The following is a 25898-nucleotide window of genomic DNA, read 5'->3' on the forward strand; positions in this document are numbered from 1 at the left end:
GCGCTACAGCCCGGCCACCACGTTGACCAGCAGCGCGACGAGGAACGTGCCGAACAGGTACGACAGCAGCGCGTGGACCAGGACCAGCCGCCGGGTCCCGGAGTCGACCACGTCGGGGTCGGACGTCGCGAAGCTCATCGCGATGGTGAGCGACAGGTAGGCGAAGTCGGAGTACCGCGGCGGGGCGTCCTGGTGGAAGTCGACGCCGCCGAGCGGCTCGGCGTACCAGTCCCGCGCGTACCGCACGGTGAACAGCGTCTGCAGCGCGAGCCAGGACGCGAGGACGGCGGCCATGGCCGCGGTGATCCCGAGGTCCCGGGCGCGCCCCTGCGCGCCGCTGAGGACGTCGACGATCCCGATCAGGCTCATGATGCACGCGGTCAGCAGGAGCACGCCGGCGGCCACGCGCGTCGGCTCCTCGCGGGTCGCGTGGGTCCGGGTCTGGTCCGCGTCCAGACCCCAGAAGAACGCCCAGGTCGACAGCGAGTAGCCCAGCGCCAGGACCGCCCAGCCGACGAGCGCCGCGGTCACGGTGCTCGCGTCGGGCACGGACCGGGCCATGACGACGCCCGCGGCGACGCCGGCGACGGCGGACGCCGCCAGCCGGGTCGCCGGCGTGACGTCCCCCCAGGCGATGTCCTCGGCCACGGGTCCATGTAACCGCTGCGGGTCCCGGACGGCACGTGGCGGCGTCACCCGGGCTGCCGTCCGCCCCCCGCGCGGGGACAGCCGCGGCGGGTCGTGCGGGGGGGTGTCGCGGCTCGCGGTGGGCCGCTAGGGTGTGCGCATGTTCTCGTGCCGGGTGTGTTGTCGCTGAGCTGACGACCCCGCGCGCCTGCGGCTCCGGCCCGGCTGCGCACCCGCACCACCCCGAGGACGACCCCCGTGGCTCAGCACGTGCTCGCGCCCGTCCGCGCGACCCCCACCCACCGTCCCGCACCGGCACCCGTCCCCGTCCCTGCAGGCGGGGCCACGGTCGAGGTCGCGGCACCCGGCCGCCGTGCCGGTGCGACCGAGTTCCTGCTCGACGCCGAGGCGCTCGACCCGACGACGCTGGCGCTCGCGGCGGCCCGTGCGGACGTCGTCCGCCTCGTCCACTCCGCCGCGCTGCCGACCGCAGCCGCCGTGCGCGCGCTCGTGCAGGTCCTGGAGGACGAGGTCCGTGCCGTGGGGCGCGACCGGGCGGACGTGCGGCTGGTCCTCGAGGTCGAGGCCGTCGTCGCGGCCGACGACGCCGACGCGACGCGCCGCCGTGCCGCGGTCGCCTACGCCGAGGCCTTCGCCGCCCTGACGTGGTCGCCGACCGCGACGTGGCTGATCGCCCCGGCCACGCGGCTGGCCGCCGACGCGCGGGCGCTGGCCGCCCGCACCGGCGTCGACACGGTCGCGCTCGCGCTGGTCGGGGCGTCGCGCCGGCACGCGGGGGCGCTCGACGGCGTCGCCGCGCGATGAGCCCGTCTGCCGCCCACCCGCTCGGTGCGCGCGGCCCTCGGGATGCGGGCAGGGCGCGGTCTTCCTAGCGTGGCAGGGCCGGACGGGCGCCCGCCCGCCGCCGGCGGACGGAGGGTGACATGACCACGGCACCGCACGAGCAGACCCCGACGCACGACCACGCACCCGCCGCGGACGACGGGCCGACGCGCGAGGAGGCGCTGGCGAAGGTCCGCGAGCTGCTGGGCGACCACCACCTGGCCATGCTCACGACCCTGGACGCCTCCGGCGCGCTGGTCAGCCGGCCGATGGGCGTGCAGGACGCCGGGTTCGACGGCGACCTGTGGTTCTTCACCACGACCGGCAGCCACAAGGTGGCGGAGATCCGGGCGGGGTCGCCGGCCAACGCGTCGTTCGCCGGCTCGTCGTCCTGGCTGTCGCTGTCCGGCACGGCGGAGGTGCTGCAGGACCGCGCGCGGATCGAGGAGCTGTGGAACCCCGTGGCCGCTGCCTGGTTCCCCGACGGGCCGTCGACCCCCGAGCTGTGCCTGGTGCGGCTGCGGGCCGAGTCCGCGGAGTACTGGGACAGCCCCGGCGGTCGGGTCGCGACGGTGCTGAGCCTGGTGAAGTCCACGGTCACCGGCCAGGCCTACGACGGCGGCGAGAACGCGACCGTCGACCTGTGAGTCGCGGGTCGGTGAGTCCGGGTTCCGCCCGGTTCGTCCTTCTGGTGGACGCCCCTGACGGCGGCGGGACCCGCTGCGCTACGGTCCGGGCCATGCGATCTGGACGCCTCCTCGCTCTGCCCGTCCTGGTGCTGGCGCTCGGCGCCTGCACCGAGGGGACCACCACCCCGGACCAGGGCGCGTCGACGCCCGCCGAGATGGCCGCGCCGACCGTCCCCGGGCGCGGCGGGGCCGAGCTGCCGACGGTCGCGGACCAGCAGGAGGCGCTGGCGGCGGGCGGCGACGCCACGGAGGCGTTCGCCGCGCCGGTGGACGCCGGCGGGACCGAGGTCGGCCAGGTGCCGGACGTCGCGGCCGGCTCCTACCTGCTGCGGGTGGTGTGCACGTCGTCGGACGGCGGGCCCGTCACGGTCACCGTCGCCGCGTCGGGCGCGGACCTGACGTCGTACCAGGCGCCGTGCGTCCCGGTGTTCCAGGGCGGCTCGACCATGGCCGACAGCGACCCGTTCGAGGTGCCGGGAGGCGTGCTGGACGTCGGGGTCACGGCGTCCGCCGACTCCGTCGTCGCGGTCGGGCTGGTCCCGGCGGGCTGACCGCCCGGCTGTCGCCCGTCGACGACGGTCCCGCCGGCGAGCCGTCAGGCCTCGAGCGTCGCCAGCGCCTGCGCCAGGTCCTCGCGCAGGTCCTCGACGTCCTCCAGGCCGACGGAGAGCCGGACCGTCGCCTCGCCGATGCCGACAGCGGCTCGCCCCGCGGGCCCGAGCCGGCGGTGCGTCGTCGTGGCGGGGTGCGTGACGATCGACTTCGCGTCGCCCAGGTTGTTCGAGATGTCGACGACGCGCAGCGCGTCGAGGAAGCCGAAGGTCGCCTTCTTCGCCACGTCGGGGGTCGCGTCGGCGGGCACGGCCAGGTCGAGCGTGACGACCGTGCCGCCGCCCGTCTGCTGCGCGAGCGCGAGCGCGTGCTGCGGGTGCGAGGGCAGGTACGGGTAGCGGACCTGCGCGACGCCGGGCTGCTCCTCCAGCCAGCGGGCCAGGGTCAGCGCGGACGCGGCCTGGTGCCGGACCCGCAGGCTGAGCGTCTCCAGGCCCTTGAGCAGCACCCAGGCGTTGAACGGCGACAGCGACGGGCCCGTGTTGCGCAGCAGCGTCTGCACGGGGCCGCGCACGTAGTCCGACGAGCCGAGGATCGCCCCGCCGAGCACGCGGCCCTGCCCGTCGATGTGCTTGGTGGCCGAGTAGACGACCACGTCCGCGCCGTGCTCGAGCGGGCGGGAGAACACGGGCGTGGCGAACACGTTGTCGACGACCACGGTGGCGCCGGCCGCGTGGGCGAGGCGGCTGACGGTGGCGACGTCGACCAGGTCCTGCATGGGGTTCGACGGCGTCTCGAAGAACACGACGTCGGCGGGGGTCGCCAGCGCGTGCTCCCACTGCTCCGGCACGTGCCCGTCGACGTAGTCGGTCCGCACCCCCCACGTGGCGAGGATCTCGTCGAGGATCACGACGGAGGACCCGAACAGGGCGCGCGCCGCGACGACCCGTGACCCCGACCGCACGAGCGCCGCGAGCGCCGTGAAGACCGCGGACATCCCGGTGGCCGTGGCGTAGCAGGCCTCCGCGCCCTCGAGCAGCCGCAGCCGCTCCTCGAACGTGGTGACGGTCGGGTTGCCGTAGCGCGAGTACAGGAACCGGTCGACCTCGCCGGCGAACCCGGCCTCGGCCTGCGCGGCGGTGGCGTAGGTGTAGCCCTGCGTGAGGAACACGGCCTCCGACATCTCGCCGAACCCGGTGCGCACCAGCCCGCCGCGCACGGCGAGGGTGTCGGGGCGCAGGGTCCCGCGGTCGAGGCGGTGGTCGTCCCAGTCGGCCGGGCCGGGGGGCAGGTCGGGCGGCTGGTCGGGCGTGCTCACGGCTGGAGCCACGGCAGGCCGTCGGCGCGCCAGCCCGTGTGCCCGCGGTGGCCGTCGGGGCCCGTCGGTCCCTCGAAGCCCTCCAGGACGTTGTACGCCGGGCCGTAGCCCGCGGCGGTCGCTGCCTGCGCGGCGCCGATCGACCGCTGCCCCGACCGGCACAGGAACACGACGGGGCGCTCGTCGCCCGGCGCGACGCCCACCGAGGCGAGCTGGTCGAGGAACGCGGCGTTCGGCCGCCCCGAGGGGTAGGAGACCCACTCCACCAGCGCCGCCTGGCGGCCGAGGCCACGCAGGTCGGGCACGCCGACGTAGCGCCACTCGGCGTCCGTGCGGACGTCGACGAGGACGGCGTCGTCGCGCTCGGCGAGCAGGTCCCAGGCCTCGGTGGGGGTGAGGTCCCCGGCGTACCCGGGTGCGGGACGTGGCTGCACGGTCATGGTCCTCCCATCGTCTCTGGCGGTAGCACCCTCGGCCACGGTCGCCCGTGCGGGTTGCTGCGGCGTCGTCGAGCCAGATCTCTCGGCCGCTCTGGATGGTCGCCGCGATGCTACGCCAGGGTGCGTCGCCACCGGCAGGGCGTCTCACGCACGCCGTGCCGCGGTGCGGCGGGAGCGCGGGGCGTGCCAGGGTGGTGCGCGATGGACGCCCCCGAGGACCTCGTGCTGCGACCCGTGACCCCTGACGACGTGCCGGCGCTGACGCGCCTGCTGCACGACGCGTACGCGGACCTCGCCGCGCGCGGCCTGAACTTCACGGGTGCCACCCAGGACGAGGCGACGACCGCTCGGCGCAGCCTCGGCGTGGGCGCCTCGTGGGTGCTGGTCGACGCGGCCGGTGCGCTCGCGGGGACCGTCACCGCCACCAGCCCGCCCGGCCGTGGCATCAAGGCGCTCACGGACCTGGCGCTCGAGCCGGACCGCGTCTGGCTCAACCAGCTCGCGGTCCGTCCGGACCTGCGGGCGCGGGGGCTGGCGACGTACCTGTGGGGCGTGCTGCGCGAGTGGTCCCTCGCGCGCGGCATGCGCTCGGTGGGCCTGGACACCGCGGAGCCCGCTGCGCCGCTGCGCGCGATGTACCGGCGGTGGGGCTTCGTCGACGCGGACGTCGTGCAGTGGCCCGGCAAGACGTACCGCAGCGTGGTGATGCTGCACGGCCTGGAGCGCCCGGGCCGTGGTGCGAGGCATGAGACGCCGCGTCTCGCATCCTGAGAGCAGCGGCGCGCCGCCGTTGACAGGGTCACGCCGGGCGGCCGATCCTCGACACAGGTCATGAGCGCCAGCGACAAGCCCCGGCTCGCTGGCCGGCAACCCTCCTCCGCGGTGGGGTGCCCCGGGTGACGACCTGGCCGCGCGCCGTTCGGTGCCGGCAAGCGCGGGGCCCTCGACGGTCCCCGGACCGTTCCGGAGGAGCACCATGACCACGATCACCGAGCTGTTCGCGTGCGTCGACGAGGCCTCGGGCACCGCCGCCCCGGCGGCACGCGTCGGGGACGCCCCCCTGCTGGCGGTCGTCGGGGCGGCGACCACCGTCCCGCTCGTCGACGGCAGCAGCCGCACCTACGCCAACCTCGACTGCGCCGCCAGCGCCCCCGCGCTGGAGTCCGTGGGCGCGCGCGTCGCCGAGGTGCTGCCGCTGTACGCGTCCGTGCACCGCGGGGCGGGCTACCTGTCGCAGGTGTCGACGGCGCTCTACGAGACGTCCCGGCAGTCGATCGCCCGCTTCGTCGGGGCCCGCGAGGACGACGTCGCGATCATCACGCGCAACACCACCGACTCGCTCAACCTGCTCGCCGGTGTCGTGCCGCACGGCGGGGCGGTGCTCGTCCTCGACGTCGAGCACCACGCCAACCTGCTGCCGTGGGTGCAGCACAGCGGCGGCGGCCAGGCCGGGACGAGCCGCGTCGCGACCGTCCTGCCGGTGCAGCCGACGGTCGTGGCCACGCTCGACATGCTGCGCACCGAGCTCGCACGCCGCCCGTACGCCCTGGTCACGGTGACCGGGGCGTCGAACGTGACGGGGGAGGCGCTGCCGCTGGACCGCGTGGTCGCGCTCGCGCACGCCGCCGGTGCCCGGGTCGCCGTCGACGGGGCCCAGCTGGTGCCGCACCGGGGGTTCTCGCTGGCCGCCACGGACGTCGACTACGTCGCGTTCTCCGGCCACAAGACGTACGCCCCGTTCGGTGCGGGCGCACTGGTGGGGCGTCGGGACTGGCTCGACACGGGCGTGCCGTACCTCGCGGGGGGAGGTGCGGTGCGCGACGTGCGGGCCGACCGCACGGTCTGGCAGCCCGCGCCCGCGCGGCACGAGGCCGGCTCGCCCAACGTGCTCGGGGCCATCGCGCTGGCACAGGCGTGCGACACGCTCGCCGCCCTGCCCGCCGGTGCGCTGGAGGCGCACGAGCAGGCGCTGCGGGACCGCCTCGTCCGCGGTCTCGAGCAGCTCGACGGGGTGCACGTCGCGCGGATCTGGCCGGACTCGACGGACCCGGTGGGCGTCGTGACGTTCACGGTGGCCGACCTCGACCCCGGGCTGGTGGCCGCGTACCTGGCCGCCGAGCACGGCATCGGCGTGCGCGACGGACGCTTCTGCGCGCACCCGCTGCTGGCGCACCTCGGTGCGTCGCACGGTGCCGTGCGCGCGTCGGTCGGGGTCGGGACGACGGCCGAGCACGTCGACCGGCTCGTCGCCGCGCTCGGTGCGCTGCTGGAGCGCGGGACGCAGGCCGGGTACGAGGTGGTCGACGGCTGCTGGTCCGTCGTCGACGACACGCGCCCGCTCATCGAGGTGCAGGGGCTCGACCACCTGGCCGCGACGGCCGCGGCCGCCTGCGGGCCCGCGCTGGACGACTGAGGAGCACCGACCCGCCGTCGCCCCGGCGACGCGCGACCCACGACGTCCACCGTGCGCGACACGCACGTGAATCCGCTGGTCGCGGGGTCGGGGCGGAGGGGAGGATCGTCCGCGTGCTCCACGACCTGACGCTCGACGGCCACGGTGTCCGCCTGGTCCCCCTCGCGGACGACCACGCGGCGGCGCTCGCGGCGTTCGTCGACGAGCGCGTCTGGGCGGGCATGACGTCGCCCACGCCCCGCGGCGTCGACGAGGTGCGGGACGTCGTGCGGGCGGCCCACGGGACACCGGCGCGGTACGCGTTCGCGGTGCTCGTGGACGGCGACGTGGTCGGGTCCACGTCGTTCTACGACGTCGACCTGCGCATGGGACGGCTCGAGGTCGGGCACACGTTCTACGACCCGCGCGTGTGGGGCACGTACGTGAACCCCGCCTGCAAGCTGCTGCTGATGTCGCACGCCTTCGACACGTGGGGCGTCGCGCGCGTCGCCTACCGCGTCGAGGCGCGCAACCGCCGGTCGATCGCCGCGGTCACCAAGCTCGGTGCCCGGCCCGAGGGCCGGCTGCGCGGGCACCGGGTGGCGGCGGACGGGACGCGCCAGGACTCGCTGTACTTCTCGGTGCTCGCGGACGAGTGGCCGGACGTGCGCGCGGGTCTCGAGGCGCGGCTCGCCGGGGACGCGGTGCCGGCCGCCCGCACGTCGGTGCTGCTGCTCGGCGGGCGGTCCGGTGTCGGCAAGTCGACCGTCGCCGCGGCCGTCCACGACCTGCTCGTCGCGCGGGACGTCCCGCACGCCGTGGTCGAGGGCGACGCGCTGGACCTCGCGCACCCGGCGCCGTGGGAGCACGGTGTGGCCGAGGCGAACCTCGCGGACGTCTGGCGCCGCTACCGCGCCCTGGGGCACCGGCGGCTGGTCTACACGAACACCGTGAGCGTGCTGCAGGCCGACGTGCTCGCGGCCGTCGTGGGGGACCGCCCGGACGTGACGTCGGTGCTGCTCACCGCGTCGGACGCGACCGCGCGCGAGCGGCTGGGCCGCCGTGAGGAGGGCGAGTCGTACACGGCGCACGTCGCGCGCTCGGACGCCGCCGCGGTGCGGCTGGCCGCGCAGGCGGGCACGGGCGTGCACCGCGTCGCGACCGACGGGCGGACGCCGCACGAGGTCGCCGCGGAGGTGGTCGCGCTCGCGGGCTGGTGAGCCGGGGCGCGGACCGGGGTCAGTCCTCGACGACGAGCCCCACATGGTGGGCGAGCAGGGGCGCCAGGTCCAGCAGCTGGTCCCGGGTGACCTGCGCGCCGCCGAGGCTGCCGACCCCCTCGACGACCCGCAGCCGCGCGCCGCGCAGGTCGCACTCCGCCAGGCGCGCCTGCGTCGCGTCGAGGCGGCGCACGTCGCAGTCGACGACGACGAGCCGGCGCACGCGCGCGTGGCTCAGGTCCAGGTCACCCAGCGTCACGCCCTCCAGCCGCAGCTCGTCCACCGTGGACTCGCGCAGGTCGAGGTAGTCGATCTTGCCGCCGACGACGGCGACCCGCGTCCACGTGGAGCCGAACGCTGTCAGCGCACCGACGCGCACGCCGGTCAGCGTCACGTCCCGCCACGTCGAGGACGGTGCGGGCAGCGCCCCGGCGCGCACCCCCGTCCAGGTGGTGTCGAGCACCCGCGCGCCGTCCATCGTGACCTGGTCGAGGTCGCAGTCCTCGACCGCGCAGTCGAGGAACCTCGCGCGTGACGCGTCGCGCCCGGTCAGGTCGAGCCCGCGGAACGCCAGGCCGTCGAGGTCGGCGTCGGGCTCGAGGTCGTACGCGTCGCCGCTGAGCATGGCCCGAGCCTGCCACGTCGCACCGACAGGTGGTCCGCTCCCCGGGGTCGGGGGCGGCCCCGCCGTGCGCCCGGTCGATCCGCGCGCGCCAGGTCGATCCGCCTGCGCCCGAGGGCCCCAGTCGGCGAGAGGTCGATCCAGCACGGGTGGGGTGTGCTGGATCGACCTCCCGCCGACTGGGGCGGGGGTGGGTCGACCTCGTGCCCGAGAAGGTCGCTGCCGGGTCAGGGGACCGGGATGACCTGCCCCGAGAGGTGCAGGCGGCCCGAGCGCGGGTGCCAGACGGTGAACGCGTGCCCGTCGCCGTCCGGGGCCACCCGGACGTCGGGCGTGGCGGGCAGCAGGACGGGCGCGGCGAACTCGACCGACCAGACGAACGCGTCGCCGCGGGCGGCGCCCACGTCCGCGAGGGCACGTGACGCGGTGTACATGCCGTGCGCGATCGCCCGCTCGAACCCCAGCGCCCGCGCGGTGACCGGGGACAGGTGGATGGGGTTCCGGTCCCCGGAGACGGCGGCGTACCGGCGTCCGACGTCGGCCGGCAGCTCCCAGCAGCCGGTGCGCACGGGCGGTGTGAAGTCCGGGCGCGGGGTCTCGTCGCGCGGGGCGTCCGGCAGGCGCACGCCCTTGGCGAGGTACGTCGAGACGCCGCGCCACGCGACCTCGCCCTCGGCGCGGACCTCGGTGACGAGGTCCACCTGGGTGCCCGAGCGGTGCGGCCGCAGGTCCTGCGACCAGGCCCGCACGGCGAGCCGGTCGCCCAGCGCGAGCGGGCGGCGCTGCTCCACGCGGTTGGCCAGGTGCACCATCCCGAGCAGCGGCAGCGGGAAGTCCGGGCGGACCATGAGCGCCATCGCCACCGGGAACGCGAGCACGTGCACGTACCCCGCCGGCAGCGCGTCCGTGCCGGGCTCGTGCAGCAGGTGCTGGTACGCGGTCAGGTGGTCGGCGTCGGCGTGGACGTCGTGCACGACGTAGGCGACGTCGGGCAGCCCGCGGGACGTCGCGCGCGCGCCACCGGCCACCGCCGACCGGGCCGACGCGACGACCCCGCGGCCGTACAGCCCGCCGAGCCCCGGCACGGCGGGCAGGACGACCTCGGACGTCGGGCCGGACGTCGGACCGGCCGTCACCGGCCCACCATGTTCTGGCCGCAGACCCGCAGCGTGCGCCCGACGACCCCACCCGCGGCCGGGGAGGCGAGGAACGCGATGGCCTCGGCCACGTCGACGGGCAGGCCGCCCTGCTGCAGGGAGTTCAGCCGGCGCGCGACCTGACGCGTGACGGCCGGGATCCGCGCGGTCATCTCGGTCTCGATGAACCCCGGGGCCACGGCGTTGGCGGTGCCGCCGAACGGCACCAGCAGGGGCGCGGTCGCCCGGACCATGCCGATGACGCCGCCCTTGGACGCCGCGTAGTTGGTCTGGCCGCGGTTGCCGGCGATGCCCGAGGTCGACGCCAGCGAGACGATGCGCGGCGCGTCCACGAAGTCCCCGGAGGTCAGCAGTGCCTCGTTGATGCGCAGCTGGGAGTCGATGTTGACGGCCAGCACGGACGACCACCTGTCGTCGCTCATGTTGGCGAGCAGCTTGTCACGGGTGATGCCGGCGTTGTGGACCACGATGTCGAGGCGGCCGTGGCGGGTCCGGGCGTGCTCGAGGATCCGCTCGCCCGCGTCGGCCGCGGTGACGTCGAGCTGCAGCGCGGTGCCGCGCACGCGGTTGGCGACCTGCGCGAGCTGCTCGCCCGCGGCGGGCACGTCGACCGCGACGACCGTGGCGCCGTCCCGTGCGAGCACGTCGGCGATGGCCGCGCCGATGCCGCGCGCGGCACCCGTCACGACCGCGACCTTGCCGGCCAGCGGCTTCTCCCAGTCGGTCGGCAGCTCACCGGCGTCGGAGTCGACCTCGAGCAGCTGGCCGTCGACGAACGCCGAGCGCGTGGACAGGAAGAAGCGCAGCGCGGCGACCACGCTCGGCGCGGTGACGGGCACCGGCTCGGCGACGACGACGCCGTTGGCGGTCCCCCCGGCCCGCAGCTCCTTGGCCAGGGACCGGAGGAACCCGTCGACGCCCTGCCGGGCAGCGGCCACGGCCGGGGCGTCGGAGTCCAGCGCGGGCCGGGAGATCGTGACGACCCGTGCGCCGCTGCGCAGGGACCTCAGCGTGCTCGCCGCCGCCAGCACGGGGGCGGTGAGGTCGTCCGGGTGCTCGACGTGGGTGAGCACGAGCACGACGGCCGCGTAGCGCGTGTCGGGCGCCGCGTGGCGGTGCACCTCGACGTCCCAGCCGTCCAGGACGGCCGGGGCGTCGCCGACGGGTGCGGTGCCGCCGCGGGGCGACGACAGCAGGGTGGCGACGGTGTCGGCGTCGGGTCCGGAGCCCAGCACCAGCGCCGGGCCGTCGAGCAGCGGCCGCCCGGGGCGGTAGCGGCGCAGCACGGCGGGGCGCGGCAGCCCGAGCTGCTTCGCGAGCTTCTGGGTGAGCCCGTTGTTGACGAGCTCGAGGTAGCGGTCGGTCATCACGACTCCTGCGTCGTCGGGTCCGGCGGGGTCGCCCGCTCCCACCGGGAGCCGATCGCTCTGGTCGCCGAGGGGAGGGGCGGGACTGCGCTGCGGCGGGAGGGGCTCCCGCCGCAGGAGGTCAGGCTGCTTCGAGGAGGGCCGTGAGGCCCAGGCCACCGGCCGCGCAGACCGAGACGAGGGCGCGGACGGGGGAGTCGTCGCCGGCGGCCACCTGGGCGGCGCGCCGCGCGTGCAGCTCCTTGGCCATCGTGGCGACGATGCGGCCGCCCGTCGCGGCGAACGGGTGCCCGGCGGCCAGCGAGGAGCCGTGGACGTTGAGCCGCGCGGGGTCGACGGTGCCGAACGCACCGTCCAGCCCCAGGCGCTCGCGGCCGAACTCGGCGGACTCCCACGCGGCCAGCGTCGTCAGCACGGTCGACGCGAACGCCTCGTGGATCTCGACGTAGTCCAGGTCCTCCAGCCGCAGCCCGTGCCGGGCGAGCAGCCGCGGGACGGCGAACACCGGCGCCATGAGCAGCCCGTCGATGCCGTGCACGAAGTCGACGGCGCCGGCCTCGGCGTCGACGACCGCGGCGAGCGGCGTGAGGTCGTGGGCGGCGGCCCACTCGGCCGATCCGAGCAGCACCGTGGACGCACCGTCCGTCAGCGGCGTGGAGTTGCCGGCCGTCATGGTGGCCGGGGTGTCCAGCCCGAGGCCGAACGTCGGCTTCAGCTGCGCGAGCTTCTCCAGCGACGTGTCGGCGCGCAGGTTCGCGTCGCGCGTCAGGCCGCGGTACGGCGTGACGAGGTCGTCGAAGAACCCGGCGTCGTACGCCGCGGCGAGGCGCTGGTGGCTGCGCAGCGCGACCTCGTCCTGCGCCTCGCGCGTGATGCCCCACTGCGCGGTGGTCAGGGCCTGGTGCTCACCCATCGACAGGTGGGTGCGCGGCTCCGACGTGCGGGGCGTCGCCGGGGCGAGGTCCTTGGGGCGCAGCCGGGCCACCGCCTTGAGGCGCTGCTGCGGCGTCTTCGCGTGCGACAGGTCGAGCAGGACGCGGCGCAGGCGGTCGCTGACGGCGATGGGGGCGTCGGACGTCGTGTCGACACCGCCGGCGATCGCGGACTCGAGCTGGCCGAGGCGGATCTTGTTCGACAGCGAGACGACGGTCTCCAGGCCGGTCGCGCAGGCCTGCTGCACGTCGTAGGCCGGGGTGGTCGCGGCGAGGGTCGATCCGAGGACCGCCTCGCGCGTGAGGTTGAAGTCGCGGCTGTGCTTGAGCACCGCGCCCGCGGCGACCTCGCCGATGGTCTCGCCCTGCAGCCCGTAGCGGGCGACGAGCCCGTCGAGCGCCGCGGTGAGCATGTCCTGGTTGCTCGCCTGCGCGTACCTGCCCCCGGCGCGGGCGAACGGGATCCGGTTGCCGCCGAGCACGTACGCGGTGCGGGGCAGGGCGGGGGCCGTGGTGGGCGTGGCGGGGGACGTGCTCGGCTTACGGGTGGCCATCTGGCGTTCCCTCTCGCATCGGCGTCGGTGACGTGCGGTCGTTCCGGTGACCCTCTCCCGCGTTGGCGGGAGGGACGTTCGTCCCGGAAGGGTGTCCGGAACTTACAGTACCTGATACCTTCGGTTGCGTGAGCCCCGTCACTCCGGGAGCGTCGACGACGACCTCCTCGAACCGATCGCGCGACGACGCGTCCGGCCGGCCCGCGCCGCGGATGCTCCCGTCCGCCCGCGCCGCCGCCTCCGACGGCGTGGACGACGACGCCCCCGCCGACGGCCGCTCGACCCGCTGGGCCGACCACCGCGAGGCGCGGCGCGCCGAGCTGGTCCGCACGGCGCGCAAGACCGTGCACCACCGCGGCCCCGACGTCTCGATGGAGGAGATCGCGGCCGCCGCGGGGACCTCCAAGTCGATCGTCTACCGGTACTTCACCGACAAGACCGGGCTGCAGATCGCGGTCGCCGAGGCCGTCGTCCTGCAGATCCGCGGTGCCCTGGAGGGCGTGCTGCGCGTGGCGCCGACGCCCCGCGACGGCCTGCGCGCGATGGTCGCGGTGTACCTCGAGATGATCGAGTCGTCGCCGCACGTGTACGCGTTCGTCACGCGAGACGGGTCGGTGGAGTCCGGCGGGCCGCTGGGTCACTTCCTCGACTCGGTCACGGCGCTCGTCGCGGCTCCCTTCGCGCGCGGTCTCACGGAGGACCGGGACGACGTCCGCGTCGCACGCCGGCCCGAGGCCGAGGCGTCGGACACCGGACCGGACCCCGCCACCGTGGCGCTCGCCGAGTCCTGGGCAGCGGGGGCCGTCGGGTTCGTCCGCGGCGCCGGCGAGTGGTGGCTGGCCCACCGGGGTGAGCCGGGGACCCCCGACCGCGAGACCCTCACGGCCCAGGTCGCCGCGTGGCTCTGGGCCGGGCCCGTCGGGTTGCTCGCCCGCGAGCACCCGCGGCCACCGGCGCAGCCCGTGGCGTCGGCCACCGCCGACCTCGACCCGCACCCCCGCACCCCCGCCCACCCGGCGGACCAGCAGCACACGACCGGCGACGACGCCGGGCACACCACCAGGGAGCAGCGATGACCACCACCACCGACCGCCCCACGGCCCGCCCCGTCGCTGCCGCCGCGCCGCCGCGCGTCGACGTCGCCGCGCTGGAGAACCTGCTGCTGGGGCAGTACGCGCAGCTGCGCCGCGAGGCGCGCGCGATCACCACCGACCCGCTCTTCCAGAAGATCGAGGGCCAGTCGGTGGCCGAGCACCGTGAGCGCGTCCTCGCGCAGCTGCGGGCGCTGGAGGCGGACCATGACGTGCTGCGGTCCTTCCCCGCGCACCTGGGTGGCGCCGACGACCACGGCGGCTCGCTCGCGCGCTTCGAGGAGCTCGTCGCCGGCGACCCGTCGCTGCAGATCAAGGCCGGCGTGCAGTGGGGCCTGTTCGCGTCGGCGATCCTGCACCTGGGCACGGCGTACCACCACGACACGTTCCTGTCCGACGCGATGCACCTGCAGGTCCCCGGCGCGTTCGCGATGACGGAGGCGGGCCACGGCTCGGACGTCGCGTCGATCGGGACGACCGCGGAGTACGACCCGCAGACGCAGGAGTTCGTCATCCACACGCCGTTCCGTGCGGCGTGGAAGGACTACCTCGGCAACGCGGCGGCCCACGGGACGGCGGCGGTCGTCTTCGCGCAGCTGGTCACGGCCGCGCCCGGCGGCCCGCGCGTCAACCACGGCGTGCACGCGTTCTACGTGCCCATCCGCGACCCGCGGACGATGGAGTTCCTGCCCGGCATCGGCGGCGAGGACGACGGCGTCAAGGGCGGCCTCAACGGCATCGACAACGGGCGCCTGCACTTCACGCACGTGCGCGTCCCGCGCACGAACCTGCTCAACCGGTACGGCGACGTCGCCCCCGACGGCACGTACTCCTCGCCCATCAAGAGCCCCGGCCGCCGCTTCTTCACCATGCTGGGCACGCTCGTGCAGGGCCGCGTGTCGCTCGACGGCGCCGCGGCCAACGCGAGCAAGATCGCCCTGGCCATCGCGGTGACGTACGCCAACCAGCGCCGGCAGTTCGCCGGCGGCACGGGCGACGAGGTCGTGCTGCTCGACTACGGCCAGCACCAGCGCCGCCTGCTGCCGCTGGTCGCGGACGCGTACGCCACGGCGTTCGCGCACGAGGAGCTGCTGGCGGCGTTCGACGAGGTGTTCTCGGGACGTGGCGACACCCCGGAGAACCGGGAGGACCTCGAGACCCTCGCGGCGGCGCTCAAGCCCACGTCGACGTGGAACGCGCTGCGCACGCTGCAGGAGTGCCGCGAGGCGTGCGGCGGCGCCGGCTTCATGGCGGAGAACCGGCTCACCGGCCTGCGGGCGGACCTGGACGTCTACGTGACGTTCGAGGGGGACAACACGGTGCTGTACCAGCTGGTCGCCAAGCGGCTGCTCGGGGACTACGCCAAGTCGCTGAAGGCGGTGCAGGCGGACCGCGGGGACCTCGCGCGGTTCGTGGTGGACAGGGTCGCCGACGTCGCGATGCACCGCACGCCGCTGGTCCGGGCCGTCCAGACGCTGGGGGACCGCGGCGACGCGCGCCGGTCGGTCGGGCAGCTGCGGGACACCGAGACGCAGCGCGAGCTGCTCACCGACCGGGTGGAGACCATGGTCGCGCACGTCGCGCAGGCCCTCGCACCGGCGCGCAAGATGAGCCCGGAGCGGGCCGCGGACCTGTTCAACGCCCACCAGCACGAGCTCATCGAGGCGGCCCGCGCGCACGCCGAGCGCGTGCAGTGGGAGGCGTTCACGCGGGCGGTCGAGCGCGTCGAGGACCCGGGGACGAAGCAGGTCCTCACGTGGGTGCGGGACCTGTTCGGCCTCACGCTCGTCGAGCGGAACCTCGCGTGGTACCTGGTCAACGGGCGGCTGTCCGCGGGGCGGGCGCGCACCGTGACGTCGTACATCGAGCGTCTGCTCGCCCGGCTGCGGCCGCACGCGCAGGACCTGGTCGACGCGTTCGGGTACGGCGCGGAGCACCTGCGGGCGCCCATCGCGTCGGGGCAGGAGCAGGCCCGGCAGGACGAGGCGCGCGCCCACTACCGCGCGCAGCGGGCGAGCGGCGAGGCGCCGATCCCGGAGAAGCACCTGACGCGCTGACGCCCGCCGCGTGGGGCGCCGCAGACCGTGAGATCGCGCCGTCCGGGTGACCGGCGGCGTGCCCTCCACGCTGACCGTGACATCCGGGTCGTGGACCGCAGTGATCTGCGGAAGGCTGCCCCGGTGGTCGACCGCCTGCTGTGTGACGCCGGACCCGAGGTCCTGCCGGGGGTGCCGTCGGTCTGCCGTGGCCGGTGCGCCGTGGTCGTCGAGCGGTGACCGGCGTGCCGACGGCGAGAGGCGGGGCGGTGCCGGGCTCGACGGACCTGCGGCGTCTCGTCGTGCCGGTGTACGCACCGGCGGCACTGGCGATGGCGAGCCTCGGCATCGTCACGCCCATCCTCGCGCTGCTCGCCATCGAGCGGGGCGCCGCACCGGGTGACGCTGCCCTGGTCGTGGCGATGCTCAGCGTGGGCGGGTTCGTCGGGGCGCTGCCGAGCGCGCTGGTCATCGCGCGGCTGGGGGACCGGTGGGCCCTCACCGGTGCGCTCGTCCTGGAGACCGCGGCGATCCTGGCGCTGTGCGTCGTGCGCTCCGTCCCGGCGATGCTCGTCGCGGGCTTCGCCATGGGGCTCGCGGGGGTCGTCCTGGCCGTCGCCCGGCAGAGCTACCTCGCGACGGCCGTGGACGTCAGGCTCCGCGGTCGCGCGATGTCCGTGCTCGGCGGCGTCTTCCGCGCAGGCTCGCTGGTCGGGGCGCTGATCGCGTCGCTCCTGCTCGCGCTCGGACCCATGGAGTGGGCGTTGCTGACCGCCGCCGGCCTCTCGGCGTGCGCCGCGGTCGCGACGTACGCGTTCACCGCGCCGGCCGACCCCGGCCCGGCGGCCGACGGGCGGGCGCCGGCGATGTGGCGGCCGGGGTTCGGGCGGCTGTTCGGCACCCTCGGGGTCGGCGGTGCGCTCGTCATGCTCGTCCGCGCGTCGCGGGACGCCCTGCTTCCCCTGTGGGGTCACGACCTGGGGCTCGCCGAGAGCACCGTCACCCTGCTCTTCGCCGTGTCCTCCGCCGTGGACCTCAGTCTCTTCTACGTGGCAGGCACGGTGATGGACCGGTACGGCCGCCGGGCGGCGGTCGTCCCCGCGATGGTCGTGATGGGCGGTGCGCTGCTCTGCCTCCCGCTGGGCGACGCGGTGCTCTGGGCGTTCGTCATCGGCGTCGCGCTGGGGCTGGGCAACGGCCTGTCCTCGGGGGCCGTGATGACGATGGGTGCCGACGCGGCGCCGGAGGACGCACGGGCGTCCTTCCTCGCCGGATGGCGTCTCGTCACGGGTGTCGGTCAGTCGTCCGGACCGGTGCTGGTGGCGGCCGTGGTGGGCGTGTCCACCGTGGGCGTCGCGGCGGTGGTCGTCGGTGCGCTCGGTCTGGTGGGGGCGGGCTGGCTCCGCTGGTGGCTCCCCGCCGGGCCCCCGGGCGGTGAGGGACGGGACTGTGAGGGTGGCCCGCGCGTCGGCCCTCGCGACGACGCCGAGCCCGCGGGCAGCTGACCAGCAGCCGCCTCGGTCCGCAGGGCCGGTCGCGGGCCGGTGCCCGTCACCGGCGCGCGCTGGTGGGTGCGGTGGCGGGGTGGTCCTGCGGTGCGACGGCACCGCCTGCCGCGCCCCGCGGGCGCAGCCCGCGGGTGAGCAGCAGCACGGCCCACCAGATCTCGAAGGCGAAGACCGGCACGGCGCAGACGCCCGCGACGACGCCGCCCAGCGGGATCGCGCCGAGGGTCTGCGCGAGGTTGCTGCCGAGGACGACGACGCCGGCGACGACCCCGAGCAGGCCGAGCGCCCGGGGCGTCACGCGGGCGCCGACCAGCAGGGACCCGAGCACGATCGTGTTGACGCTGATGACCAGCCCCTGGCCCACGAGGAAGGCCGCGGTGTGGAGGTCGGTGAGCGCGTCCTCGGTCCCCGCCCCCGTCCCGCCCCAGGCCAGCGCGAGCATGGGCAGCGTCCCGGCGGCGATGACGGCGGCCTCGAGGGTCCGCAGCAGCGCGAACGTCAGGGCGCGCGCCTCGCCGTGGGGCCGCAGGAGCAGGAGGAGCAGCACGCCGGTGCCGAGGCAGCCGAGCGCGAGCGCGACCTCGAGCAGGACGCCGAGCGTCGTCGCGCCTGCGTCGTAGGCGACCACCGCGAGCACGGACGTGACGTGCGTGGAGAGGTAGAGCGCGCCGGCGGCGCGGGCGTGGGTGGCTCGGGACACGGTCCTGCCGATCGTCGGAGGTGTACGCCGTATACCGACGTGCCGACGACAGTAGGTATACGCTGTATACGTGTCAACCCCCGTGGTGCGCCCGTCGCTCGACCGGACGCGTGTGCTCGACGCCGCCGTCGCGCTCGCGGACGAGACCGGGCTCGAGGCGATGTCGATGCGCCGGCTCGCAGACGCCCTCGGCGTCACGCCCATGGCCCTCTACAAGCACGTCGCGCACCGCGAGGAGCTCGTCGACGGCATGGTCGAGCGCATCGTCGCGACCATCGCCGCACCGCAGGACGGTCAGACCTGGAAGCAGGCGCTGCGCACCCGCATCCTGTCGGCGCGGGACGTCATGACCAGACACCCCTGGGCCCAGGCGGCGGTCGAGACCCGCACGACCGCGGGGCCCGCGGTCCTCGCCTACCTGGACTCGCTCATGGGCCTCATGTTCGCCGGTGGCCTGTCCGCCGACCTCGTGCACCACGCCATGCACGCGCTGAGCACCCGCATGTGGGGGCTCACGCGCGACGTCCTGCCGACCCCGACGCTCCCGGCCGACCCCGAGGACCGCGCCCGCGCGATGGCGGGCTTCGCCGTCACGTACCCCGCGATCATCCGCATGGCGACGACCGGGCAGCACGCCGGCGCGGGGTGCGACGCCGACGCGGAGTTCGAGTTCGCGCTCGACATCCTGCTCGACGCCTTCGAGCGGATGCACGCCGACGGGTGGTCGCCGGCCTCACGGTGAGCCCGCCCCGGTGGTCGGACAGCCCGTGCTGCGCCGCAGACGTGCGACGCTGGTACCGAACCCCTCGCAGACACTCACAGGAGCACCCCGTGGTCGACCTCGCCTACGTCATCGCCGGATCCGAAGCGACCGGCGGCGCCGGCATCCAGGCGGACCTGCGCACGTTCCAGGAGCTCGGCGCGTTCGGCCTCGGCACGCTCACCTGCATCGTCTCGTTCGACCCCGCCAACGACTGGGGCCACCGGTTCTTCCCCGTCCCGCCCGAGGTGATCGCGGCGCAGATGGAGGCGGCGGCCGCCGCGTACGACCTCGACGTCGTGAAGATCGGCATGCTGGGCACTCCCGCGACCATCGACGTCGTGGCCGAGGGGCTGCGCCGCCAGCCGTGGCGGCACGTCGTGCTCGACCCGGTGCTCATCTGCAAGGGGCAGGAGCCGGGTGCGGCGCTGGACACGGACAACGCGCTGCGCGAGCAGATCGTCCCGCTGGCGACGGTCGTCACGCCGAACCTCTTCGAGACCCGCGCGCTGTCCGGCATGGACACCATCGAGACGGTCGAGCAGCTCACCGAGGCAGCACGCCGCATCCAGGAGCTGGGCCCGCGGTACGTCGTCGCCAAGGGCGGCGTCGAGCTGCCCGGTGACGACGCGGTCGACGTGCTCGTCGCGGGCGACGACGTCACGGTGCTGCGGACCCCGAAGGTCGGCGAGGAGCGCGTGGCCGGCGCCGGGTGCACCCTGGCGGCCGCGATCACCGCCGAGCTCGCGAAGGGCGCCGAGGTCGGTGCGGCCGTCGAGCGGGCGAAGGACTTCGTCACCGCCGGGATCCGGGGGCGGGTGTCCGGGCGCGCGCCGTTCGAGGTGGTCCGCCAGGGCGCCTGAGCCGCCCGGTGGTCGCCCCCGACGAGCCCCGGCGAACGCTGTCGGATCGTCACCGGCCAGGCTGGTGACCAGGCCCTTCGCCCCCCCCGTGCACACCTGCCGTTCGCGACTTAGCGTCGACAGCAGGCCCCACGTCCGCGGGGCCACGTCAGCGGGGGGCTGAACATGGTCACGAACACGCGTCGAGCCGAGCGGCACGAGGGTGAGCCCGAGGTCGTCGAGCTCAATCCGGTCTTCGCCCGGCCGGGGGAGTCCACGGCCATCCCGAAGTTCGACTTCCCGTCGGACGAGGCGCTGCCGGAGACGGCCTACCAGATCGTCCACGACGAGGCGATGCTCGACGGGAACGCGCGGCTCAACCTCGCGACGTTCGTCGGCACGTGGATGGACGACCACGCGGCGCGGCTGTACATCGAGGCCGCCGACAAGAACATGATCGACAAGGACGAGTACCCGCAGACGGCCGCCGTCGAGACGCGGTGCTGGACGATGCTCGCCGACCTGTGGCACGCGCCCGACCCGAAGCACACGATCGGGACGTCGACCATCGGATCGTCCGAGGCGGCCATGCTCGGTGGGCTGGCCCTCAAGCGGCGCTGGCAGCACGCGCGGCGTGAGGCCGGCAAGCCCACGGACCGGCCCAACCTCGTGCTGTCCAGCGCGGTGCAGGTCTGCTGGGAGAAGTTCTGCAACTACTTCGAGGTCGAGGCCCGCTACGTGCCGATCTCGCTGGAGCACAAGGTGCTCGACGGGCACGACCTGGAGACGTACGTCGACGAGAACACGATCGGCGTCGTCGCGATCATGGGCGTGACGTACACGGGCATGTACGAGCCGGTGAAGCAGATCTCCGCCGCGCTCGACCGCATCCAGGAGTCGACAGGCCTCGACATCCCCATCCACGTCGACGGGGCGTCCGGCGGCATGATCGCGCCGTTCGTCCAGCCCGACCTGGAGTGGGACTTCCGCGTCCCGCGGGTCGCGTCGATCAACACCTCGGGCCACAAGTACGGGCTGGTGTACCCCGGGCTCGGCTGGGTGGTGTGGCGGGACGTCGCGTCGCTGCCCGAGGACCTGGTCTTCAAGGTGTCGTACCTCGGTGGCGACATGCCGACGTTCGCGCTGAACTTCTCGCGGCCCGGTGCCCAGGTGCTCCTGCAGTACTACCTGTTCATCCGGCTCGGCCGGAAGGGGTACGAGACGGTGCAGCGGACGTCCCGCGACGTCGCCCTGTACCTCTCCGGTGAGATCGCGAAGATGCCCGCGTTCGAGCTGTGGAACGACGGCTCGGACATCCCGGTCTTCGCGTGGCGCCTGCGCGAGGGGCACACCGCCAACTGGAACCTCTACCACCTCTCCGAGCGGCTCCGCACGAAGGGCTGGCTGGTGCCCGCTTACCCGATGCCGGCGGACCTGACGGACCTCACCGTGCAGCGCGTGGTGGTGCGCAACGGGTTCAGCCACGACCTCGCGTCGGCGTTCCTCGCCGACCTGCGCGACGAGGTCGCCTACCTCGATGCCCTGACCGGTCCCATGCCGGCCGAGGGCCACCGCTCCGGCTTCCACCACTGAGCCCGGACAGGTTAGGGGGACAGCTATGTCGACGCAGAGCAGCACGCCCGCGTCCGGAGGCACCGGCCCGCACGTCCGGGCCGACGGCACGCACGCGCCGTCCGCCGACCACGTCAAGCCGCACCCGTTCGGCAAGCCGGGCGCGCGCACGCCGCCCGGTCACACCGGCCCCGCGATCGGCGCGCCGGCCGTCGGTCCCGCGACCTACATGTCCGTCCTGCAGCTCGCGATGCTCACCGTCGTGGTGGTCGCGTCGCTGCGCTCCCTCCCGGCGATCGCGACCTACGGGCTCGGGTCCGTGACCCTGTTCGTCATCCCCGCGATCGTGTTCCTCGTGCCCACGGCCCTCGTCGCCGCCGAGCTCGCGACCGGGTGGAAGGGGGGCGTCTTCACGTGGGCGCGCGAGGCGTTCGGGGAGCGCGTCGGCTTCGTCGCCATCTGGCTGCAGTGGATCCAGAACGTCGTCTGGTACCCGACGCAGATCGCGTTCATCGCGGCGAGCCTGTCGTTCGTCATCAACGACCAGGGCTTGGCGAACAACGGCCTGTACACCGCCGTGGTCATCCTCGTCCTGTACTGGGGGTCCACCCTCATCACGCTCGCGGGCGGCAACCTGTTCGCGAAGGTCGGGTCGTGGAGCGGCATCTTCGGCACGCTCCTGCCCGCGGTCATGCTCATCGTCTTCGGCGCGATCTGGCTGACCACCGGCGAGAAGTCGGAGACGCCGCTCGAGGCGTCCGCCGTCATCCCGCCGTGGACGGGCATCGCGTCGATCGTGCTCATCGTGTCCAACGTCCTCGCGTACGCGGGGATGGAGGTCAACGCCGTGCACGCCAACGACATGAAGAACCCCGGCCGCGGGTTCCCCCGGTCGATCGCGATCGCGACCGGCCTCATCCTGCTGGTGTTCATCCTGCCGACCATCGCGATCTCGGTCGCCGTGCCCAAGAAGGAGCTGGGCGTCACCAACGGGATCAACCTGGCCTTTCAGGAGTTCTTCGACCACTGGGGCATCGCGTGGGGGACGCCGCTGGTCTCCCTGCTGATCGCGCTCGGGGCGTTCGCGTCGGTCGTCACGTGGATCGCCGGTCCGTCGCGCGGTCTGCTGGCCGCGGCCCGCACCGGCCTGCTCCCGCCGGCGCTCCAGCGTCGCAACAAGGCCGGTGTGCAGGTCGGCATCCTCGGTGTCCAGGGCATCATCGTGACGCTGCTGGCACTGCTGTTCGTCCTGGTGCCGAACGGGAACACCGCGTTCATCGCGCTCGTCGACATGGCCGCCGCGCTGTACCTGATCATGTACATGCTCATGTTCGCCGCGGCGATCCGGCTGCGTCGTACGCAGCCGAACGTCGTCCGCACGTACCGGACACCGGCGATGAAGCTCGTCGCCGGCGTCGGGCTGGCCTTCAGCGCCATCGCGTTCGTGCTCGCGTTCATCCGGCCGTCGGGGTTCACCGGCCTCTCCGAGGTGGGGTACCCGCTCGTCGTGGGACTGGTGGTCATCGTCCTCGGCGGCCCGCCGCTGCTGTTCTACGCGCTGCGCAAGCCGACGTGGGACAAGCGCACCGCGGAGGAGCGCGCGACCACTGACAGCGTGCTCGTCAACCCCGCACCCGCGGGGTCGGCACCCTCCTCCGCGGGGTCGTCACCCCCGCCTCCGGGACCGGGGCAGCCGGGCACCGGCCGGCCCGCGACGGGCTAGCAGGTGGCCGGACGACGGGGACCCGTGGCACGGGTCCCCGTCGTCCGGCACGTCGTCGGCCGACGGGGTCACGCGTGCACCCGGCCTCGAGACCGTCGAACAGCTCGCGCCGAGGAGTTCGTCACGGCCGGCATCGAGGGCCGGGTGTCCGGGCGGGCCCCGTTCGAGGTGGTCCGCCAGGGCGCCCGACGAGCGCGTCAGGTCGCCCGCTCCCACTCCTCGACGTCACCCGGGACGACGACGAGCAGGGGGTGCGGTAACGGCCGGCCGGCCTGCACCGACTGCGTCCACCGCTCGGGCGAGCGGACCTCGAGCTTGGCGAGCAGGTGCCGCCACTCGAGCGCGAGCTGCCCGTCGGTCGCCGGGATCCGTGGTGTGGTGCCGATCCGCTCGGATGCGGTGGCCTCGATGCGGGTCGTGTCGACGCGGTAGCCGCGGGTCTTCGCCTCGTCGGCGACGGCGTGCAGGTACGCGGCGATCGCGACCTCCGGCTCGGGGTGCGCACGGAACCGTGCGAGCTGCGGGTGCCGGGTGTACCCACGGGTGCGGCCCGCGAGGACGGCCTGCGCGAGCAGCGCCTCGCGCCAGCACGCGACGAGGCCGGCGCGGTCGAGGAGCGCCGGGTGCAGTGACCACAGCCTCACGGGCACACTCGCCCGCGGACGGCGACGTCGCCCGGTCGGTGCTCGGGCAGGCGCGACCGACCGGTGGCTGGGCGTCGACCCAGTTCACGTGGACGACGCCCATGGGACGGCGGGACCTCGGGCCGGCCCCGTACTCCGCCGCGGCGGCCGCCCGGCTCGCCGGGCTGTGGTTGCACGCCCACGGCCCCGCGCGCCCGGACGACCTGCGGTGGTGGACCGGCTGGACCGTGCGGCGGGCGAAGGACGCGCTCGCGGCTCTCGACACCGTGGACGTCGTGCTCGAGGACGGGTCGCCGGGCGTCCGGCTCGCCGCCGACGACGAGCCCGACGCCCCGGCCGAGCCGTGGGTCGCGCTGCTGCCTGCGTTCGACCCGGCCGCGATGGCCTGGGCCCACCGCGACCACGTGCTCGGCCAGCAACGCTCCCTGTCTACGACCGCAACGGCAACGCCGGGCCGGCGGTCTGGGTCGACGGCCGGGTCGTCGGCGGCTGGGCGCAGTGCACCGACGGCGAGGTCGTCACCGAGGTCTTCGAGGACGTCGGCAACGACGCCGCCGCGACGGTCGCGGAGCGTGCCGCCGCACTCACCGCCCTGCTCGGCGACGTCCGGCTCACCGTCCGGGCCCGCGGCTGGACACCCGTCGAGACCCAGCTCCGTGCGTAGACGTCAGGCGACGTCGAGCCGACCGAGCCGTGGTCGGTCGGGGAGGTGCCGGCCGGGGTGACTGCTCGGGACGTGCAGGCCCGCACGTCGAGCCACTCGGCCGCGGCCGAGAGGAAAGCCCCTCCACCCGCGCGAGAACTAGGACCTTCGGGCAGGAATCCGATCCTGGGGCCAGGAATATCCTGAAAACACGGGCTCGCGCCCGCGAGCTCGTAGCTCACAGGGGGAACCACCATGGTTACGAACACTCGCCGAGCGGCTCGTCGCCACGACGAACCCGACGTGGTCGAGCTGAACCCGGTCTTCGCCCGTCCGGGCGAGGCCACGGCTGTCCCGAAGTTCAGACTGCCGGACGAGGAATCACTACCGGCCACGGCCTACCAGATCGTCCACGACGAGGCGATGCTGGACGGCAACGCTCGCCTCAACCTCGCCACGTTCGTGGGCACGTGGATGGACGAGTACGCGTCGCGGCTGTACCTCGAGGCCGCCGACAAGAACATGATCGACAAGGACGAGTACCCGCAGACCGCGGCCGTCGAGACGCGGTGCTGGACGATGCTCGCCGACCTGTGGCACGCGCCTGACCCCGAGCACACGATCGGGACCTCGACGATCGGCTCGTCCGAGGCCGCGATGCTGGGCGGTCTGGCGCTCAAGCGGCGCTGGCAGCACGCGCGGCGTGCCGCCGGGAAGCCCACGGACCGGCCCAACCTCGTGCTGTCCAGCGCGGTGCAGGTGTGCTGGGAGAAGTTCTGCAACTACTTCGAGGTCGAGGCGCGCTACGTGCCGATCTCGTGGGACCACAAGGTCCTCGACGGGCACGACCTGGAGAAGTACGTCGACGAGAACACGATCGGTGTCGTCGCGATCATGGGCGTGACGTACACGGGCATGTACGAGCCGGTGAAGCAGATCGCCGCCGCGCTCGACCGCATCCAGGAGGCGACGGGCCTCGACGTCCCGATCCACGTCGACGGCGCGTCGGGTGCCATGGTCGCTCCGTTCGTCCAGCCCGACCTGGAGTGGGACTTCCGCGTCGAGCGGGTCGCGTCGATCAACACCTCCGGCCACAAGTACGGCCTGGTCTACCCGGGTCTCGGGTGGGTGGTCTGGCGTGACCTGGAGTCGCTGCCCGAGGACCTCGTCTTCCGGGTGTCGTACCTCGGCGGTGACATGCCGACGTTCGCGCTGAACTTCTCGCGGCCCGGTGCTCAGGTCCTGCTGCAGTACTACCTGTTCCTCCGCCTCGGCCGGGCCGGGTACACGGCGGTCCAGCAGACGTCGCACGACGTCGCGCGCTACCTGGCGGACGAGATCGCGAAGATGCCGGCGTTCGAGCTGTGGAACGACGGCTCGGACATCCCGGTGTTCGCCTGGCGGCTGCGCGAGGGGTACACGACGAACTGGAACCTCTACCACCTGTCCGACCGTCTGCGCACCAAGGGCTGGCTGGTCCCGGCGTACCCGATGCCGGACGACCTCCCCGACGTCACGGTGCAGCGGATCGTGGTGCGCAACGGGTTCAGCCACGACCTGGCCTCGGCCTTCCTGGACGACCTGCGTGAGGAGGTCGCCTACCTCGATGCCCTCACCGGACCGATGCCCACCGAGAGGCAGCGCTCCGGCTTCCACCACTGACGCA

General features: G+C 74.5%; 23 protein-coding genes, 1 pseudogene and 2 riboswitches. Of the genes and pseudogenes, 15 read left to right on the forward strand and 9 right to left on the reverse strand.

From position 1 onward, the window contains the following. Positions 1-3: 3 nt before the first annotated feature. Positions 4-648, reverse strand: coding sequence for a DUF1345 domain-containing protein (locus BMZ16_RS03440; RefSeq protein WP_089798170.1), 645 nt, complete (start codon positions 646-648; stop codon positions 4-6). Positions 649-885: 237 nt separating this feature from the next. Here BMZ16_RS03440 and BMZ16_RS03445 point away from each other — a divergent pair, with 237 nt between their 5' ends. The 3 genes from BMZ16_RS03445 to BMZ16_RS03455 all read left to right on the forward strand — a co-directional run bounded on the left by BMZ16_RS03445 (position 886) and on the right by BMZ16_RS03455 (position 2710). Further along, the gene (locus tag BMZ16_RS03445) at positions 886-1452 is read left to right on the forward strand and encodes a hypothetical protein (protein WP_089798171.1); all 567 of its coding nucleotides are present in this window, start codon (positions 886-888) and stop codon (positions 1450-1452) included. A gap of 119 nt (positions 1453-1571) precedes the next feature. Further along, complete coding sequence (locus BMZ16_RS03450; protein ID WP_089798172.1) at positions 1572-2117, forward strand: pyridoxamine 5'-phosphate oxidase family protein; 546 nt, start codon at positions 1572-1574, stop codon at positions 2115-2117. Positions 2118-2209: 92 nt separating this feature from the next. Continuing rightward, the gene (locus BMZ16_RS03455) at positions 2210-2710 is read left to right on the forward strand and encodes a hypothetical protein (RefSeq protein ID WP_143082740.1); all 501 of its coding nucleotides are present in this window, start codon (positions 2210-2212) and stop codon (positions 2708-2710) included. A 44-nt stretch (positions 2711-2754) separates the two neighbouring features. Here the strand turns inward: BMZ16_RS03455 and BMZ16_RS03460 are convergent, their stop codons facing one another. Together BMZ16_RS03460 and BMZ16_RS03465 are read right to left on the reverse strand one after the other, a co-directional pair. Further along, positions 2755-4002, reverse strand: a complete 1248-nt coding sequence (locus BMZ16_RS03460) for an O-succinylhomoserine sulfhydrylase (RefSeq protein ID WP_089798697.1) — start codon at positions 4000-4002, stop codon at positions 2755-2757. Between the two features lie 23 nt (positions 4003-4025). Then, complete coding sequence (locus tag BMZ16_RS03465; protein ID WP_089798174.1) at positions 4026-4469, reverse strand: rhodanese-like domain-containing protein; 444 nt, start codon at positions 4467-4469, stop codon at positions 4026-4028. Between the two features lie 4 nt (positions 4470-4473). Beyond that, positions 4474-4571: riboswitch (SAM riboswitch) on the reverse strand. Between the two features lie 99 nt (positions 4572-4670). Here BMZ16_RS03465 and BMZ16_RS03470 point away from each other — a divergent pair. The 3 genes from BMZ16_RS03470 to BMZ16_RS20010 all read left to right on the forward strand — a co-directional run bounded on the left by BMZ16_RS03470 (position 4671) and on the right by BMZ16_RS20010 (position 8081). After that, complete coding sequence (locus BMZ16_RS03470) at positions 4671-5240, forward strand: GNAT family N-acetyltransferase (RefSeq protein ID WP_089798175.1); 570 nt, start codon at positions 4671-4673, stop codon at positions 5238-5240. Between the two features lie 56 nt (positions 5241-5296). Further along, positions 5297-5410, forward strand: a riboswitch (SAM riboswitch). Positions 5411-5445: 35 nt separating this feature from the next. Beyond that, positions 5446-6882 carry an aminotransferase class V-fold PLP-dependent enzyme gene (locus BMZ16_RS03475; protein WP_089798176.1) on the forward strand — a complete coding sequence of 479 codons (1437 nt, stop codon included), beginning with the start codon at positions 5446-5448 and terminating at the stop codon, positions 6880-6882. A 113-nt stretch (positions 6883-6995) separates the two neighbouring features. Next, on the forward strand, positions 6996-8081 hold the full coding sequence (locus BMZ16_RS20010) for a GNAT family N-acetyltransferase (protein ID WP_089798177.1): 1086 nt from the start codon (positions 6996-6998) through the stop codon (positions 8079-8081). A 19-nt stretch (positions 8082-8100) separates the two neighbouring features. Here BMZ16_RS20010 and BMZ16_RS03485 read toward each other — a convergent pair whose 3' ends face one another. The 4 genes from BMZ16_RS03485 to BMZ16_RS03500 form a co-directional block, all read right to left on the reverse strand. Continuing rightward, positions 8101-8706, reverse strand: a complete 606-nt coding sequence (locus tag BMZ16_RS03485; RefSeq protein ID WP_089798178.1) for a pentapeptide repeat-containing protein — start codon at positions 8704-8706, stop codon at positions 8101-8103. Positions 8707-8930: 224 nt separating this feature from the next. Next, on the reverse strand, positions 8931-9839 hold the full coding sequence (locus tag BMZ16_RS03490) for a MaoC/PaaZ C-terminal domain-containing protein (RefSeq protein ID WP_255366324.1): 909 nt from the start codon (positions 9837-9839) through the stop codon (positions 8931-8933). Next, positions 9836-11227: a 3-oxoacyl-ACP reductase gene (locus BMZ16_RS03495; protein WP_089798179.1), complete on the reverse strand. Its 1392-nt coding sequence runs from the start codon at positions 11225-11227 to the stop codon at positions 9836-9838. Before BMZ16_RS03495 ends, BMZ16_RS03490 begins: the two co-directional genes overlap by 4 nt. A gap of 121 nt (positions 11228-11348) precedes the next feature. Continuing rightward, positions 11349-12713 (reverse strand): acetyl-CoA C-acetyltransferase, encoded by a 1365-nt coding sequence (locus BMZ16_RS03500; protein ID WP_089798180.1) that lies wholly within the window; start codon positions 12711-12713, stop codon positions 11349-11351. Between the two features lie 128 nt (positions 12714-12841). On the opposite strand from BMZ16_RS03500, the gene BMZ16_RS03505 reads away from it, so the two are divergent. The 3 genes from BMZ16_RS03505 (at position 12842) to BMZ16_RS03515 (ending at position 17345) form a co-directional block, all read left to right on the forward strand. Further along, on the forward strand, positions 12842-13789 hold the full coding sequence (locus tag BMZ16_RS03505) for a TetR family transcriptional regulator (protein WP_369822482.1): 948 nt from the start codon (positions 12842-12844) through the stop codon (positions 13787-13789). Continuing rightward, positions 13786-15861 (forward strand): acyl-CoA dehydrogenase family protein, encoded by a 2076-nt coding sequence (locus tag BMZ16_RS03510; RefSeq protein WP_089798182.1) that lies wholly within the window; start codon positions 13786-13788, stop codon positions 15859-15861. Before BMZ16_RS03505 ends, BMZ16_RS03510 begins: the two co-directional genes overlap by 4 nt. 224 nt (positions 15862-16085) lie before the next feature. Beyond that, complete coding sequence (locus BMZ16_RS03515; protein WP_143082741.1) at positions 16086-17345, forward strand: MFS transporter; 1260 nt, start codon at positions 16086-16088, stop codon at positions 17343-17345. 46 nt (positions 17346-17391) lie between these two features. Here the strand turns inward: BMZ16_RS03515 and BMZ16_RS03520 are convergent, their stop codons facing one another. After that, positions 17392-18048, reverse strand: a complete 657-nt coding sequence (locus tag BMZ16_RS03520; protein WP_089798184.1) for a DUF4386 family protein — start codon at positions 18046-18048, stop codon at positions 17392-17394. A 70-nt stretch (positions 18049-18118) separates the two neighbouring features. On the opposite strand from BMZ16_RS03520, the gene BMZ16_RS03525 reads away from it, so the two are divergent. The 4 genes from BMZ16_RS03525 (at position 18119) to BMZ16_RS03540 (ending at position 22945) form a co-directional block, all read left to right on the forward strand. Then, positions 18119-18790: a TetR/AcrR family transcriptional regulator C-terminal domain-containing protein gene (locus BMZ16_RS03525; protein ID WP_255366325.1), complete on the forward strand. Its 672-nt coding sequence runs from the start codon at positions 18119-18121 to the stop codon at positions 18788-18790. Positions 18791-18879: 89 nt separating this feature from the next. Beyond that, entirely contained in the window at positions 18880-19671 is a 792-nt protein-coding gene (gene thiD / locus BMZ16_RS03530; protein WP_089798185.1) for a bifunctional hydroxymethylpyrimidine kinase/phosphomethylpyrimidine kinase, read from the forward strand. A 165-nt stretch (positions 19672-19836) separates the two neighbouring features. Then, positions 19837-21243, forward strand: coding sequence for a glutamate decarboxylase (locus BMZ16_RS03535; protein ID WP_089798186.1), 1407 nt, complete (start codon positions 19837-19839; stop codon positions 21241-21243). A gap of 25 nt (positions 21244-21268) precedes the next feature. Further along, entirely contained in the window at positions 21269-22945 is a 1677-nt protein-coding gene (locus BMZ16_RS03540) for an APC family permease (protein ID WP_089798187.1), read from the forward strand. 197 nt (positions 22946-23142) lie between these two features. Here the strand turns inward: BMZ16_RS03540 and BMZ16_RS03545 are convergent, their stop codons facing one another. Next, positions 23143-23589, reverse strand: a complete 447-nt coding sequence (locus tag BMZ16_RS03545) for a pyrimidine dimer DNA glycosylase/endonuclease V (protein WP_089798700.1) — start codon at positions 23587-23589, stop codon at positions 23143-23145. 38 nt (positions 23590-23627) lie between these two features. Here BMZ16_RS03545 and BMZ16_RS20015 point away from each other — a divergent pair. Together BMZ16_RS20015 and BMZ16_RS03555 are read left to right on the forward strand one after the other, a co-directional pair. Continuing rightward, positions 23628-24253 (forward strand): annotated as a pseudogene (locus BMZ16_RS20015) (DNA glycosylase AlkZ-like family protein). 234 nt (positions 24254-24487) lie between these two features. Further along, entirely contained in the window at positions 24488-25894 is a 1407-nt protein-coding gene (locus BMZ16_RS03555) for a glutamate decarboxylase (protein WP_089798188.1), read from the forward strand. Positions 25895-25898: the final 4 nt, after the last annotated feature.

The sequence above is a fragment of the Cellulomonas sp. KH9 genome (assembly GCF_900114185.1).
Classification (GTDB): Bacteria; Actinomycetota; Actinomycetes; order Actinomycetales; family Cellulomonadaceae; genus Cellulomonas.